Raw genomic sequence first — 14,644 nt, forward strand, 5'->3', positions numbered from 1 at the left:
ATTGATAATTTTTCTGAGCCGTTGAATTTTGCCATTGCACCTATTTGCTATCTATATATAAGATATAGTTTGAAACCTAATTTCAAGAGACGGGATTATTGGCACTTTGCGTTTTTTGCCTTTTATATTTTCTACTCTTTCTTCTATTTTTTACAGACAGATGAATTCAAATTTAATTCGTTTGTTTGGGTGAATCACCCTGATTGGGAAAGAATTCAAGTCATACAAAAATTTAGTGATGATCCTTTACAACTGCGAGCCCATATTAATCAGTTAACACTTTTGCACTTTGTAGTTTATTTGGGATTTTGTATTCAGGAAATCTTGAAAGAGGCAAAAAGCAAAAAGCTGCAATTTTGGAAATTGAAAAATCAACAATTAAGATGGTTACGAAATTTATGCCTTCATTTTTTTGTTGTGATTGTCATTTTTGTACTTACCAAATCTACGCTCGGGCGCGATTTGGGTGATCATTTTATTGCATCCTATATTACCTTAATTATCTACTTGGCCAGTATTAAGGTAGTGAATGATTCTCTCTTTTTCAAGAAAAGTAATATTATAAAAGCAGCGGAGAAATATTCCAAATCTTCGTTGAGTGAATCACAAAAAGATGCGATCTTAGATCAGTTGTGCCGTGTGATGAAAGATGAGGAGTATTTTGCAAACAATATGGCATCGCTCCCACACCTTTCCAAAAAGGTTGGATATGTTTCGCATCATGTTTCGCAAGTGATTAATGAGCGATTGGGAAAAAGTTTCTTTGAATGGATGGCCGAGTTGAGAGTTGAAAAGGCCAAGGAACTGCTTTCACAAAATGAAAATCAAAATATCACCATTGAGGAATTGGCCGAAAGAGTGGGATACAATTCAAAATCTTCATTCAATAAGGCATTTAAGAAGCACACTTCACAAACGCCTACTCAATTTAAGAACTCGCTGTAAATCAACATTAGATGTACTAGTGTCAAGTGTTTCCTTATCGGGAAACACGGCTTGCCTATAATCGGATTCGTCATTTTGATTCCTTCTGTCAGATCTTTGTTTCAAAGCAAAAGACAAATTGTAAAAATCGAATCAAAATGGAAAAATCAGAAAGAAGATACGAAATTGATTGGTTAAGAATTGTACTTATCGCAAGTGTATTTCTTTTCCATATTGGGATGTTTTTTAATCCTTGGCACTGGCATGTGAAAAACAATGTTCAATATCCACAGTTGGTTGAACTAATGGGTTTCCTTCATTGTTGGAGAATGCCCCTCTTGTTTTTGGTTTCTGGAGCAGGAACTTTTTTGGCCCTGGGCAAAAGATCTATATTGGAATACGCGAAAGAAAGGAACAAGCGATTGATGTTACCCTTCTTCTTCGGATTATTTGCTCTGGTTCCCATACAGGTTTACCTCGAAAAATTTACCGAGTATCCATCTCTTTGGAATTTTTATACGCATGTGTTCGATGGCGTATACCCTGAGGGAAATATGAGCTGGCATCATTTGTGGTTTATTTTGTATCTCTTTTTTCTCTCCATGATTGCGATTCCAATTATTAAATGGCTACGAAGTAATCGATCTCAGAATTTTCTAAGTTTGATTAATCGAATCGCATGTAAAAAGGGAGGAATGCTTCTATTCGTCATTCCAATTCTCATTTCTCAATTAATATTGCGTCAATTCTGGCCCAATAGTACCCATGGGTTTATTGATGATTGGGCTTATATGTTCCTGTATTTTCTCTATTTTATTTATGGATATTTATTTGCAAACAGTAAAGAAATGACGAAAAGTGTTATCTCTCATCGATACCTGAATGTTTTGGTTGCCATCTCTGTTTATATTTGCTATAGAGTTGGAGGCGAATGGATTGTTAATGATACAGTATACCGATATTTTCATACCATAATGGATATCATGCTTGCTTGGTCTACAGGGATTGCAGTTTTGGGTTTTTTCTGTAGATACATGAGATTCAATTCCCCATTTCGTAAACATGCCAATGAGGCCATTTATCCTTTTTATTTGCTACACCAGCCAATTATTTTATTGATAGGTTTTTATATTAAAGATATGGAAATGAACATTGTTGTTAAAGCTCTTTATCTTACCATAGCTTCTTTTGCAACAAGTGTTGGTATTTATTTATTACTAATTCGGCCGTTTAATTTTATGAGAGTTTTATTTGGACTTAAAGCACGAAAGAAAGAACAATTACAATTAAAGAGAGTTTAAATAAAATAGAGCAATTAAAAAATCAGTATAAAGTTCATTTGTTGGGTGAACTTTTTCTTATATAGAATGATTTCTCTTTTAAAAAAGGGAAAACATGTAAAAACTCCCATTTATCGATTTTTTTGAATATTCTCCCGATTAAATGTCTGCTGAACGCATTCTATTTTGTAATTTCAAACTCAAACAGAAAAAATGAGAACCATTTTACCATTTAGTGGCCATAGGTGGTAAATTTATTTCAGAGTTTAAATACTATTCTGGATATTTCTCGGAGCCAATAAATTGTTCTAATTTTAATTAAATCAATTTTAAAAACAGATAAAAATGAGTGGATACTTTAACAAGGTAAAAGATTACCTATTGAACTTAGAATACAACATTGTACAGGAAAATTTAGCAGAAGAACTATTCGTAGTTGAGAATCCTGATGGTGGAATTGCAAACCTGATTGTTGATTGTGAAGATCCGATTTTGATTATTGAAGGATTACTTTTCGAAATTAATGGAGATACGAATGATATTTATAAATCATTACTAATGAAAAACAGGGAAATTGTACATGGTGCTTTTACTTTAGACGAAACAGGTACTAAGGTATTGTTCCGTGATACTCTTCAACTGGAAAATCTGGATCAGAATGAATTGGAAGCTACTTTAAATTCATTGGAATTATTGCTGAGTGAATACTCGGAGGAGATTATTTCATTTTCAAAATTGTAAACGATAAAACATTAAAAAAAATGGGAATTTTTAGCAGACTATTTAATGTGGGTAAAGCAGAAGCTCACGCAGCTATAGATAAATTAGAGGATCCTATTAAGATGACCGAACAAGGGATCAGAGATCTTAAAAAGGATTTGGACAAGAGCTTACAAGCTTTGGCGGAGGTGAAAGCTTTAGCGATCAGAAGCAAAAGAGAATTAAACGAACAAAAGTCGTTGGGACAGAATTACGAGCAAAAAGCGATTCTTCTATTACAAAAAGCAGAAAAGGGTGATTTAGATGTTGCAGAGGCAGAACGTTTGGCAACGGAAGCACTTGCAAGAAAAGAGGAGGCAGTTGCAAATGTAGCACGTGCTCAAGAAGAGGTGACCCGATTCGATCAAAACATCAGTCAGCTTGATGCCAATGTAAAGAAGTTGAAATCAACGATTACTCGCTACGAGAATGAATTGCGCACTTTAAAGGCTCGCGCTCGTGTAAGTTCTGCAACTCAAAAAATCAACAAACAACTTTCTGGAATTGATAGTTCTGGAACTGTGTCAATGTTGGAAAAAATGAAAGATAAAGTTGCTCAGCAAGAGGCTATGGCTGAAGCTTACGGAGAAATTTCTGTAGAAAACAGAAGTTTGGATGAGGAAATTGATGCAACTTTAAATGAAACAAACGTTAAAGCTTCGAATGCCTTGGAAGAGTTAAAGGCTAAGATGAAGAATAAAGAATAGTAGTTTTATTTGACTATAAATGCAAAACTAACGCAAATAATGCCGATAGATTGCTATAATGCAATCATGAACGAAGTGAAATGAGTGGATATTTGGCTACTAATCGGTATTACAAATTGAACGAAATTAAAAATGGGATTAGCCGATTTTTTTAAAAGAAAAAAACAGCCATCGTACGACAGCACCAATATCCGGGTAACCGACCTGGATGTTGGTTTTGTTTTTGAATACGATCTTGAAAGTTGGGAAGTACAAGCTTGCTTTGAATACGATTGGGGTGATAATTTCTATACTCAGGAATTCAAGATTTTTAATGGTGCAAAAACCATGTTTTTAGCTGTTGAGGACGATGATGAGGTGTACCTTTCCATATCAGAAAAGATTAAAACAAGGCAACTGGGCGAAGAGGTACACGAATCACTGTTAGGAAAACAAAAAGCTCCAGCATCATTTGAGTATCAAGGGAAAAAGTATTTTATGGATAAGGAATCTCCTGGTTTTTTTAATGATGTAGCCAAAGGAGATGAATGGATTGAATTTATTTCCTGGGACTATGAAGATGAGTCAGGTGAGTTTGTGATTTGCATTGAACAATGGGATGAACAAGAGTTTGAAGCCTCTGCAGGAAAACGAATCAAAGAATTCGAAATCTCTAATATCTTACCTAAAGAAATTACGAATTAATAATTCGGAATTACGAGTTCCACGATTTTTTAATTGTAACGGATCTTTCGTAATGCGTAATTAAAAACGAAGTTATAATGAATAGCACAGCAAAAGTTGTACTTGGGATCATCGTATTGTTTTTTATTGTGAAAACATGTGGAAGTTGCGATTCTTCCACATCTCGCCAACGATCATCAGGCTCTCAAGTATCAAAAACATGGCAAAAATCACCGGTTGATGAGTTGATTAAAGAATTGAATGGAGAGCAAAATTTTTCTATCATTCTATTCGATATGGATGCAAGTGAATCAGGAAAAGATTACAGACATCAGTACCAGGTATTGATAGAAAAACCAGATACCATTCTTGAGAAGAAAACCGGATGGAGAGAAGTGAGTGAGACTTTTTTCTCACAGCACATTAATGATATGGGAATGGAAATTGCCTCAAAAAAGGATGGCAAGCTCACCAAGCAAGCTGTTCCGGCAGGTTATAATCATTATGTGGGCAATGAGAAGTACGGACGATGGGAAAATCGAGGAGGATCTTCTTTCTGGGCATTCTATGGGCAATATGCATTTATGTCGTCGATGTTTAATATGATGACTTACCGTCGATCATATTGGGACGATTACAACCGAGGTGGTTATTATGGTGGATCAAGAGGATATTATGGACCACAAGGTGGAAGTCCGGTTTATGGCACCAAAAGTTATACATCCTCAACATCAGGAAAGAGTAGTACCTGGGCAAGCAAACCTAATACTTTTAAAGATCGCGTAAGAAGTAAGGTGAGTCGCTCGTCAAGTCAATCTAGCAGATTTAGCTCTACACGTTCAAAATCTTCAAGTACTGTTAATAAGAGGACAAGCAGAAGTTCTTCCAGATACAAGTCCAGTCGTTCTACACGCTCACGTAGTGGTGGATTTGGTAAATAATATTGGTGTATAACTCATAGATTTAAAAATATGATTTCATTATCAGAGATTTCTTATATCATTTACGATGCTGTGGTTTATATCGCTGTGGCATTTGCCATTTTCCTGATTGGAAAATTTGTATATCAGCTGCTTCATCCTTCATTTAAGGTAAAAGAAGAATTGGTAAAAAAAGACAACTTTGCTTTTGCCATTGCACATGTTGGTTACTATGTTGGCTTGTTATTGGCTATTGGTAGTGCCATTGTTGGTCCTTCAAATGGATTAGTTAACGACATTATTGATATTGCAGTTTACGGATTGTTGGCAATTGTTCTTTTAAACTGTTCCATCTTCCTTTCGGATTATTTAATGCTTCGTAATTTTTCTATCCGTAAGGAAATTATTGAAGATCAAAATGCAGGAACAGGAATTATTGAAGGTGCTGTTTCAGTTGCATCAGGTTTAATTATTTTTGGTGCAGTTTCAGGCGAAAGTGGTGATATGTTGTTCGGAATTCTAACTGCAGTGGTGTTTTGGGCATTTGGTCAGCTGGCTTTAATTCTTACCACACGTTTCTACAATTGGATTACTCCTTACAATATTCACGAACATATCGAAAAAGACAATGTTGCTGTAGGTATTGGTTTTGCTGGTGCAATTATTGCCATTGGTAACCTTATTCGTTTTGGATTGGTAGGTGATTTTGAAGGGTGGCTTCCTTCCTTTGCCGAGACGGGATTTGAATTGGTGGTAGGATTAATTCTTCTTCCGGTAATGCGTTTAATTACTGATAAAATTTTGCTTCCAGGAGAGAGATTAACCGATGAAATTATCAATCAGGAACGTCCAAATATAGGAGCTGCTTTGGTAGAAGCTTTTGCATATATTGGCGGGTCGGTATTGATTACTTGGTGCCTGTAAGAAAGTACGAATTTGGAATTACGAATTACGAGGTTGATTCCAAATGAGATTCTTAATAAAGAATGGCGTAAATCGTAATTTGAAATTCGTCATTCGTAATTAGAAAGTTTGTGTTTAAGAGTAAGTCAACATTATTAAAGGCAGCAATTTTTGCTACCGGATTTTCTGGTGTAGTAGCAGAGTATATTCTATCTACACTGGCAACCTATTTTCTTGGTGATTCTACCCTGCAATGGGTTATGACCATTTCGTTGATGTTATTTTCCATGGGGCTTGGTGCTCGTTTCAGTAAGATTTTCGAAAAAAACTTATTGAAAGTGTTTTTGCTTCTCGAGTTTATACTGTCAATTCTGGTTTCATTCGCCCCTTTATTGGTTTATACGGCATCAGCATATACGCAAGCAATTGGAATAATAATTTATTCGTTGGCAGTATTGGTTGGTTTGCTAATCGGAATGGAAATTCCTTTGGTAATTAGAATTAATGATGAGTACGAGAAATTAAGATTTAACATTTCGAATATTCTTGAGAACGATTATTACGGTAGCTTATTAGGTGGCATATTTTTCGCTTTTATTGGTCTGCCTTTCTTTGGTTTAATTTATACACCATTTATTCTTGGGTTTGTAAATTTTGCAGTTTCAATTGTTGTTATGATTTTCTTATGGGATCTTTTTAAAACAAGTGAACGAAGAAATTTATCAGGGATAGCAGTTTTTATACTGGTATTTCTTACTTCAGGAACAGCCATTGCTGATAGAGTGATTAGTTATGGAGAGCAACTAAAATATGCCGATAAGGTGGTTTATGCCGAACAAACCAAATATCAACGCATTGTTATTACCCAGTGGAAAAATGATTATTGGTTATATCTGAATGGAAACCAGCAGTTGTGTACCCGCGATGAGGTGATGTATCATGAACCTTTGGTGCATCCAGCCATGAGTTTGCATCCAAATCCTGTTAATGTTTTGGTACTGGGAGGTGGAGATGGATGTGCGGTACGTGAAATTCTAAAGTATTCGAAAGTTGAGAAGATTACTTTGGTTGATTTGGATCCAGCCATGACTGAACTTGGGAAGACACATCCGATGTTAACCAAGTTGAACGAAAATTCACTTCATCACGAAAAGGTAGTTGTAAAAAATGCTGATGGCTATACTTTTCTGCAAGAGAATGAAGACTATTATGACATTATCATTATTGATCTTCCTGATCCTCGATCGGTAGAATTGGGTCGATTGTATTCCTATGAGTTTTACAAGCAATGTTATCGACACATGCGACCAGGCGGTGTAATCGTTACTCAAGCAGGAAGTCCGTATTTTGCTACGCGTGCTTTTTCGTGTATTGTGGAAACCATGAAAAGTGCGGGATTCGAAACTGTTCCAATGCACAACCAGGTGATTACACTTGGCGAGTGGGGTTGGAGTTTAGGCGTAAAACAAGCCAATGGTGATGTGAAGAAGAATTTAAGAATGCTCGAATTTGAGATACCGACTCGATGGATCAATAATGAGGCAATGGCTTTGATCACCTCCTTTGGGAAGGATTATTATCCATGGAAAAAGGATACGGTTCATGTCAATAGAATACACGAGCCAGTACTTTATAAGTATTATTTAAAAGGAAATTGGGATCTGTATTAGCAATTGGTAATTAATAATTAGTAATGAATAATACAGTAAAAGAACTAGTCAATGGAAACAAAATTACTAGCAGCAAAAATACACAACCTTAGGTTTTGGGTTACCGATTGTGATCCTATGATTTTAAAGGTGAGATTTCAGAACTACCTGGAAAAGGTGGGTTTTGTGATTTTGAATTGTTCTGATCATCATTTTCCTGTTCAGGGATATACCGCTTTATGGATGTTGGCTGAATCGCATTTAGCCATTCATACTTTCCCAGATAAAGGATACACCTATGTGGAGCTGAGCTCTTGTAATCAAGGTAAATCGGAGCATTTTAAGAAATTCATTGAAGAGAGCGATTTGCAAGTGAATTGGAATGGTAAAGGCATAGAAATTTGTACACCAGATGTCAATTAGTAGTTTAATTAGCTCAGATTTTTAAAAACTATGCGTAAAAAACTAATATATCTGGCGGCATTTCTGGTCTATGTGATGGCTATTCTCTCCATTCAATGGTTCGAAAGTCAATCGCCTGATTCGAATATAAAGACGATTGGAGATGCATTTTGGTATGCAATTGTAACGCTTACCACGGTTGGTTATGGCGATTTTTATCCGGTAACACTGCCGGGTAAGATTATAGGTTTGCTTGTAATTATTGGGAGCTTAGGAATATTAGGGTTTTTAATTGGTGAAATAACGGTAAGATTTAATCAGTATATGGAAAGGAAAAAAAGTGGTTTTTGGGGAACCGATTTCGAGAATCATTATGTGATTATTGGCTGGAATGAGTTTGCTCAAAAGGTAGCAAATGAAATTATTCATGCCGGACAAAAAGTGGCCATTGTTACCAATACTAAGTCAGATTTGGATTTAATTGCTGATCTATATGCATCGAAAGATGTTTTTTCTCTTTTTGCTGATTATTCGAATATTGAGGCTTACCAAAAAGTGAATGTATCGCAATCGAAGCGTGTATTTGTGAATTTTGAGAGCGATTCTGAGACCTTGGTTTTTGTAATCAACCTGAAAAAGCATTATCCACAGTCGAATGTGGTTGTGCGTTGTGCAAATCCTAGTTTAAAAGAAACTTTCCTAAATGCAGGAATCGATCATGTTATTGCACAAAATGAGGTAGCTTCCAAACTGGTTGCGTCCTATCTGTTCGAACCACATGTTGCCACTTATACCGAAGATTTAATAGCAACCAGCGTATCGGATGAGGATTCGGATATCCAACAATACCTGATTACTGAAAAGTGCCCTTTTGCAGGATCGGATTATATGGATGCTTTTCTAAAGCTGAAAGTCGATTTTAATGCCATCCTGATAGGTTTGGTACAAGATGGTAAAATCATCAAAAATCCTGTTAAAGGAACCAATGTGCAAGTCAATAACTACCTGATTTTAATATCGAGTGGAAATAGTAAAAAGGCTTTGGAAAACTTTTTTGGGGTAAAAGAGGGAGAGTAGACCCAGATTTTCAAAGTATTTGAAGTGATTAAACATGCCTTTGCAGCTGGTGTTGATTTAAATGAATGCAAAAGTGTTACTAGTAGAGGTGTTGATTTTTAATGCTTGTATGAGTAATTTTGTAAGTAATATATCAACACAAGAATATGAAAAGAATATTATTTATTGCATCCATTATTTTATTATTCTCTTGTTCGAAGGATGATCCTAAAAGGTTAATGTATGACATTACCTATACAGTTGTTGCTTCAAATGGAACTACGATTAATAAAGTGGAGTACATGGATGACAAGGGTGAAATTGTAGAGTTGTTTGATGTAACTTCACCCTGGACGATTGACATTAGAGTAAGAGCAGGTCTTGGGTTGGAAGCGGCAGCCTATGGTGATGTTCCTTATCAAGGTTCATTAAGTATCACAGCAAACTGGACACCAGAAGGAGGTGCAGAACAATCGGAAACTGATACGCTACCTAATGACGATCCTAATATTGTACTTATCAAAAATGGAAGAGTAGAAATTTCAGGGAGAACTTTGCCTGACTAATATACTTTTATTCAGGTTGATATCCAACATCATCGGGTAAATTAGGAGCTTGCGAGGCCATTACGGCCAACTGGTCAGCACGTTCGTTTCCTGGAATATTGGCATGTCCCTTAACCCAAACAAATTTTACATTGTGTTTTGGATATACTTGCAGAAAGCGCATCCATAAATCAGCATTTTTTTTGCCTTTGAATCTTTTCTTTACCCAGCCAAAAACCCATTTTTTTTCCACCGCATCAACAACATATTTAGAGTCGGAGTAGATGGTAACGTCGCAACCTGGGTTCTTAAGAGCTTCCAATCCCACGATAACGGCCATCAGTTCCATTCGGTTGTTGGTAGTAAGTTTGTATCCCTGATTCAAATCCTTACGATGTTTTCCCGATATTAAAACAACTCCGTATCCTCCCGGACCTGGATTTCCACTTGCTGCACCATCGGTAAACATTGTAATCTTTGTTGACATATTTTCTTGTTTAGGTTTTATAGATCAAAAGTAAAAAAAAATGAAAAGGGTTCACGCAAACAATTGGACTTTTCGACTCTCAGACTATTCCAGATTTTCATAAAAAAAGGATGCTCGAAAATTCGAGCATCCTTTGATATTATTTTGTGAGTGGTTAATTACTTCACAATAGTCAATTCGTCGATGATGTTTTTAGCACCAGCAAATTTATCGATGATAAATAGCGTGTATCGAACATCAAGGTTGATACATCTTTGAAGGTTTTCTTCGAAGTCGATATCACCAGACATAGCTTCTGAGTTACCATCGAATGCAGTACCAATTAATTCACCATTTCCGTTAATTACCGGAGAACCTGAGTTACCACCTGTAATGTCATTATTTGTTAGGAAACAAGTAGGTAATTTACCATTCTTATCTGCATACTGTCCGTAATCTTTAGCTTCATAAAGCTCTTTCAATTTTGCAGGAACCTGGAATTCGTGACTTGTTGGATCTTCTTTCTCCATTACACCTTTTAAAGTAGTGTAGTGGTAGTAGTAAGCACCATCTCTTGGCTCGTAACCACCAACATTACCGTAAGTTAAACGAATTGTTGAGTTTGCATCTGGAGCCATTAATTTCTTTTTGTTGATTTGTAGCAAACCATCAACGAACAAACGTCTTCCTTTGTTCAAATCTTCAGAACCATTGTATGCAGCTTTGTAAATTTTGTAGTATGCTTCCTGAATAGATGCACCAGTTTTGTATAAGAAGTCATTTTCCAATACTTCAGCTTCAGGAGCTTCAAGGAATTTGTCGAATTTAGCTTTTGTTGCGAATACTGAATTTGCATACACGTTTTCAGCAAATTTTTTGAAATCGTTGTTGTATTCTTTTTCGATTGTTTCAAAAATTGATGGACGGTTTTCCATTGCAATATGATCTGCATAGAATGCAAATAAACCAGCCATTAATTTTTGATCGGTAGGAGCGTTATAATCTTTATAGAATCTCTTACCTGAAGCTTTTAATGCAGCAATCGCTTTTTCAATTGCTTCAGCATCTTGAGTTTCTGCTTTCAGAAGTTTTAATAACTTACCTGCTCTTGAAGCAAAACCAGGAGCTTCGGCACCTCTATCCAAAGCTTCGCCAATGTATGAAGCTTGGTAAGCTGCATCTTTTCTTTCAGCATAAACTTTTTTAATCATATTTAAAGCTTCGCCATACTTCGCTGCACGTTTTGGTTTAGCGTTAGCCCACTCCAAGAATTCTTTTTCGATTTCTTTTTTGTGACCCATTGTGTTCAGCTTTTTCAATGCTTTGTTTTGCTCATTTGAGTATTTCCAGTAGTTCGCACTGCTAGCATGTTTCGAAGCGTATTGAATTCTTACCTTAGGATCTTTCAACATATCATTCATCATGATATCCAATTTTACTGTGCGGATATCGTAACGGTTCTTGTTGGTAATCTTCATGGTTTCTTCCAAACCATAAGAAGTTAGGTAACGATTTGTAGTTCCAGGGAATCCCATAATCATAGCGAAATCACCTTCTTCAACTCCTTTAATAGAGATAGGTAAGTGATGCTTAGGCTTCAAAGGTACGTTGTTTTCTGAGTAAGAAGCAGGTTTGCCATCAGCACCAGTATAAATACGGAACATTGAGAAGTCAGCAGTATGACGAGGCCACATCCAGTTGTCAGTATCACCACCAAATTTACCCATTGATTGTGGAGGAGCACCTACCAAACGAACATCTTTATAAATTTCGTATACGAAAACAAAATATTGGTTGCCATTGAACATGCTTTTAACATTAGCTCTCAAGTGAGTACCTTCTTCAGCTTTTTTCTCAATAGCTGTTGCAGCTTCTTCAATCGCTTTGTAACGATCTTCTTCCGACATATCGTCTTTTACTCCTTTTAAGACATCTTTTGTTACATCTTCCATTCTTACTAAAATAGAAGCAGTAATACCAGGATTGGTTAGCTCTTCTTTTTTGCTGTAAGCCCAAAATCCGTCTGATAAATAATCATGCTCAGGAGTTGAGTGAGATTGAATTGCTCCGAATCCACAGTGGTGGTTGGTTAAGAATAAACCTTGATCAGAAATAATCTCACCAGTACAGAAATGGCGGAATGGTCTTCCTTCGCTTCCTAAACCAACAATTGCATCTTTTAAACAAGATTCGTTTACTTTATAAATATCTTCAGCTGTAAGCTTAAAGCCTTTTTCCTGCATTTCTGCAGTGTTCTTTTTTAAAAGAGATAAAAGCCACATTCCTTCGTCTGCTCTTACAGTAGAGAAGCAAAGCAAAAGACTTAATCCCAATACTAATGATCTTAAGTTTCTCATTTTAGTTGAATAATTTTAAATATGCCCCAAGTTGTTGCTAATAAGTAAGCACTTGGAGCGTTTGTTGTGTCCAATTATTTTGTTGGCAAGCAAAGTTAGTATTATTCTATGTATTTTATAAATCCTATAGAAAATCCCAATTAAAGCTTGTTGTGTATTTGTCAGAAAATCAGCTATATATTCTCATGTGGTTTCGATAAAATTAGATGAACACATGGATTTTCTCGTTAAAATCGCGCTATAATAGACTGTTAATCATGTGTTTGTTAGAATTTTAGTTCCATTTGATCAGGTAGTAAACCAAAACTCTTACGATGAAATGGGCTAATTCCATGTTCACGAATTGCAATTCGATGTTTTTTTGTAGGATATCCCTTGTTGCTATTCCAGTCGTAATACGGAAAATCCTCATGTATTTTCATCATGAAATCGTCACGGTAGGTTTTTGCAAGTATTGAAGCCGCAGCAATTGATGCGTATTTTCCATCTCCTTTTATTACACAAGTATGTTTGAGATTCTTGTATGGATTAAATCGATTGCCATCAATAAGAAGATGCTCAGGTTTGGTTTTTAATTGATCAACAGCTCTGTGCATTGCAAGAAAAGAAGCATTAAGGATATTAATTTTGTCAATCTCTTCATGATCAACAATTCCTACTGCCCATGCAATAGCTTCCTTTTCTATGGTTTCTCTTAAGAGATATCGTTTCTTTTCTGATAATTTCTTCGAATCATTCAACATTTCATTGCTGAAATTGGTAGGAAGAATTACAGCTGCAGCAAAAACCGGGCCTGCAAGGCAACCTCGGCCAGCTTCGTCGCAACCAGCTTCAATGGTATTGTCATGTAAAAATGAATCAAGCATATCTGTTGAAAATTAAAATTTCGACAAATATAGTTCAAATACAATTTAGTAAGTCAGTTAAGTTATTCCTTATACTTAATGGTGCGTGCATTATCAATAAACTCTCTTTTAACTCTCCTAGGATCATTTATGATTTCATAAAATTCATCGAAATAATTTAGTACACGCTCTTTCTCCTTGTCATTTAGGTAAGGACAGCTTGTATATATTTCATAAAGCGCTTCTTTTTTCATTCGGAACTCCCTAAAAATATATTCCAAATCCTCGGCAGTTCTTTTGTATCCACGATACAACCTTTCATGGATGGATTTGATATTCAATTTTTCGTTCGGTACAGCGTAAGGAGCATTAACCAAGCTTGCCCAATCAAAATCATAAGGCACAGGTGTAGGTCTGGAAGTCGGTGTTTTGGCAATGAGTTTGATGTTATGAAGGGTTGGAACTCCCCAGTCGGTGTTGCCAACCATGTATTGAAATACCGCTAATTTGGTTACTTTCCCAATAAGCGTATGATCCTGATGAATTTTTTTCTCGTATCTGGGAATCTTACCATTTCTAACAGCCATATCTTCAAAGTCTTCTATGAAAAAGGCATATTTTTTCAATGGCCCCATTTGATTATCACTGTCCTTGTATGTAATCTCGGCAAGACGTACATTGAAGCTTTCAGGAGAAAACAAATTGTACGCTTTATATATCAGGTATTCCTGAATAAGCATTTGCTGATACCTTTCGTTTTTGTTTTGACAATGGGTAACCATTTTTAGTTTTCCTTGTCCGTGAAAAAGGGAATAACTGGCATCTACTTTGTTAAACTTTATGCGGATTGGAGGAAAAGGGCAAATACTTCTATCTTTTCTGAAATTACCTCTGGTTTTTAATTGTACACTCATGGAAACAATTGAATCTCCCAAGTGGTATGAAAGTCTTCCTTTATGATATTTATTTTTTTCACCAATATCTCTTACCAAAGTTTTTAAGTCTGTGGTGATCGATAATTTTATTAAAGTATCTGATTCAAAGAGGTTAGGAGCCTTGAATATGCTATCGCTATCCAGGTCGTTTTGAGACAGGCAAAGTGAATTTATGCTACTAAGGAGTATTAGTAGAAATGAAAACACGATATATCGGATTTTCGAATTCATAT

The 14,644-nt window shown here is 35.9% G+C and carries 15 protein-coding genes; 11 read left to right on the forward strand and 4 right to left on the reverse strand.

Annotated features, from left to right (window positions below; translation table 11 throughout):
- Positions 1-417: 417 nt before the first annotated feature.
- From JCM15579_RS20430 to JCM15579_RS10140, 11 genes are all read left to right on the forward strand, one after another.
- On the forward strand, positions 418-945 hold the full coding sequence (locus JCM15579_RS20430) for a helix-turn-helix domain-containing protein (protein WP_172677414.1): 528 nt from the start codon (positions 418-420) through the stop codon (positions 943-945).
- Positions 946-1,082: 137 nt separating this feature from the next.
- The gene (locus tag JCM15579_RS10095) at positions 1,083-2,225 is read left to right on the forward strand and encodes an acyltransferase family protein (protein WP_054719483.1); all 1,143 of its coding nucleotides are present in this window, start codon (positions 1,083-1,085) and stop codon (positions 2,223-2,225) included.
- A gap of 324 nt (positions 2,226-2,549) precedes the next feature.
- A complete protein-coding gene (locus tag JCM15579_RS10100) occupies positions 2,550-2,945 on the forward strand; it encodes a CesT family type III secretion system chaperone (protein ID WP_054719486.1) in 396 nt (131 codons plus the stop codon).
- Positions 2,946-2,965: 20 nt separating this feature from the next.
- Positions 2,966-3,670 carry a PspA/IM30 family protein gene (locus tag JCM15579_RS10105; RefSeq protein WP_054719489.1) on the forward strand — a complete coding sequence of 235 codons (705 nt, stop codon included), beginning with the start codon at positions 2,966-2,968 and terminating at the stop codon, positions 3,668-3,670.
- A gap of 132 nt (positions 3,671-3,802) precedes the next feature.
- Complete coding sequence (locus tag JCM15579_RS10110; protein WP_054719493.1) at positions 3,803-4,354, forward strand: DUF4178 domain-containing protein; 552 nt, start codon at positions 3,803-3,805, stop codon at positions 4,352-4,354.
- A 77-nt stretch (positions 4,355-4,431) separates the two neighbouring features.
- Positions 4,432-5,274, forward strand: coding sequence for a hypothetical protein (locus JCM15579_RS10115; protein WP_054719496.1), 843 nt, complete (start codon positions 4,432-4,434; stop codon positions 5,272-5,274).
- Between the two features lie 30 nt (positions 5,275-5,304).
- Positions 5,305-6,177 (forward strand): DUF350 domain-containing protein, encoded by an 873-nt coding sequence (locus JCM15579_RS10120; protein ID WP_054719499.1) that lies wholly within the window; start codon positions 5,305-5,307, stop codon positions 6,175-6,177.
- 110 nt (positions 6,178-6,287) lie between these two features.
- Positions 6,288-7,826 carry a polyamine aminopropyltransferase gene (locus JCM15579_RS10125; RefSeq protein ID WP_054719502.1) on the forward strand — a complete coding sequence of 513 codons (1,539 nt, stop codon included), beginning with the start codon at positions 6,288-6,290 and terminating at the stop codon, positions 7,824-7,826.
- Between the two features lie 51 nt (positions 7,827-7,877).
- A complete protein-coding gene (locus JCM15579_RS10130; RefSeq protein WP_083464628.1) occupies positions 7,878-8,228 on the forward strand; it encodes an S-adenosylmethionine decarboxylase in 351 nt (116 codons plus the stop codon).
- 30 nt (positions 8,229-8,258) lie between these two features.
- Positions 8,259-9,284, forward strand: a complete 1,026-nt coding sequence (locus tag JCM15579_RS10135; RefSeq protein ID WP_054719504.1) for a potassium channel family protein — start codon at positions 8,259-8,261, stop codon at positions 9,282-9,284.
- A 146-nt stretch (positions 9,285-9,430) separates the two neighbouring features.
- A complete protein-coding gene (locus JCM15579_RS10140) occupies positions 9,431-9,829 on the forward strand; it encodes a hypothetical protein (protein WP_054719507.1) in 399 nt (132 codons plus the stop codon).
- A gap of 7 nt (positions 9,830-9,836) precedes the next feature.
- On the opposite strand, the gene rnhA is transcribed toward JCM15579_RS10140, so the two are convergent.
- From rnhA to JCM15579_RS10160, 4 genes are all read right to left on the reverse strand, one after another.
- The gene (gene rnhA, locus JCM15579_RS10145) at positions 9,837-10,295 is read right to left on the reverse strand and encodes a ribonuclease HI (RefSeq protein WP_054719509.1); all 459 of its coding nucleotides are present in this window, start codon (positions 10,293-10,295) and stop codon (positions 9,837-9,839) included.
- Positions 10,296-10,453: 158 nt separating this feature from the next.
- Positions 10,454-12,631, reverse strand: a complete 2,178-nt coding sequence (locus JCM15579_RS10150) for a S46 family peptidase (RefSeq protein ID WP_054719512.1) — start codon at positions 12,629-12,631, stop codon at positions 10,454-10,456.
- 266 nt (positions 12,632-12,897) lie between these two features.
- Positions 12,898-13,497, reverse strand: coding sequence for a ribonuclease HII (gene rnhB / locus JCM15579_RS10155; protein ID WP_054719515.1), 600 nt, complete (start codon positions 13,495-13,497; stop codon positions 12,898-12,900).
- A 62-nt stretch (positions 13,498-13,559) separates the two neighbouring features.
- A complete protein-coding gene (locus tag JCM15579_RS10160; RefSeq protein WP_157471430.1) occupies positions 13,560-14,642 on the reverse strand; it encodes a hypothetical protein in 1,083 nt (360 codons plus the stop codon).
- Positions 14,643-14,644: the final 2 nt, after the last annotated feature.

This window comes from Marinifilum fragile JCM 15579 (genome assembly GCF_001310955.1).
GTDB classification, from domain to species: Bacteria; Bacteroidota; Bacteroidia; order Bacteroidales; family Marinifilaceae; genus Marinifilum; species Marinifilum fragile.

Bases quoted from the DNA above. Each gene is read 5' to 3' on its own strand.
- rnhB (WP_054719515.1), bottom strand. From the start codon at position 13,497: ATGCTTGATTCATTTTTACATGACAATACCATTGAAGCTGGTTGCGAC.
- JCM15579_RS10140 (WP_054719507.1), top strand. From the start codon at position 9,431: ATGAAAAGAATATTATTTATTGCATCCATTATTTTATTATTCTCTTGT.
- JCM15579_RS10135 (WP_054719504.1), top strand. From the start codon at position 8,259: ATGCGTAAAAAACTAATATATCTGGCGGCATTTCTGGTCTATGTGATG.
- JCM15579_RS10095 (WP_054719483.1), top strand. From the start codon at position 1,083: ATGGAAAAATCAGAAAGAAGATACGAAATTGATTGGTTAAGAATTGTA.
- JCM15579_RS10130 (WP_083464628.1), top strand. From the start codon at position 7,878: ATGGAAACAAAATTACTAGCAGCAAAAATACACAACCTTAGGTTTTGG.
- JCM15579_RS10115 (WP_054719496.1), top strand. From the start codon at position 4,432: ATGAATAGCACAGCAAAAGTTGTACTTGGGATCATCGTATTGTTTTTT.
- JCM15579_RS10100 (WP_054719486.1), top strand. From the start codon at position 2,550: ATGAGTGGATACTTTAACAAGGTAAAAGATTACCTATTGAACTTAGAA.
- JCM15579_RS10150 (WP_054719512.1), bottom strand. From the start codon at position 12,631: ATGAGAAACTTAAGATCATTAGTATTGGGATTAAGTCTTTTGCTTTGC.
- rnhA (WP_054719509.1), bottom strand. From the start codon at position 10,295: ATGTCAACAAAGATTACAATGTTTACCGATGGTGCAGCAAGTGGAAAT.
- JCM15579_RS10160 (WP_157471430.1), bottom strand. From the start codon at position 14,642: ATGAATTCGAAAATCCGATATATCGTGTTTTCATTTCTACTAATACTC.
- JCM15579_RS10110 (WP_054719493.1), top strand. From the start codon at position 3,803: ATGGGATTAGCCGATTTTTTTAAAAGAAAAAAACAGCCATCGTACGAC.
- JCM15579_RS10105 (WP_054719489.1), top strand. From the start codon at position 2,966: ATGGGAATTTTTAGCAGACTATTTAATGTGGGTAAAGCAGAAGCTCAC.
- JCM15579_RS10120 (WP_054719499.1), top strand. From the start codon at position 5,305: ATGATTTCATTATCAGAGATTTCTTATATCATTTACGATGCTGTGGTT.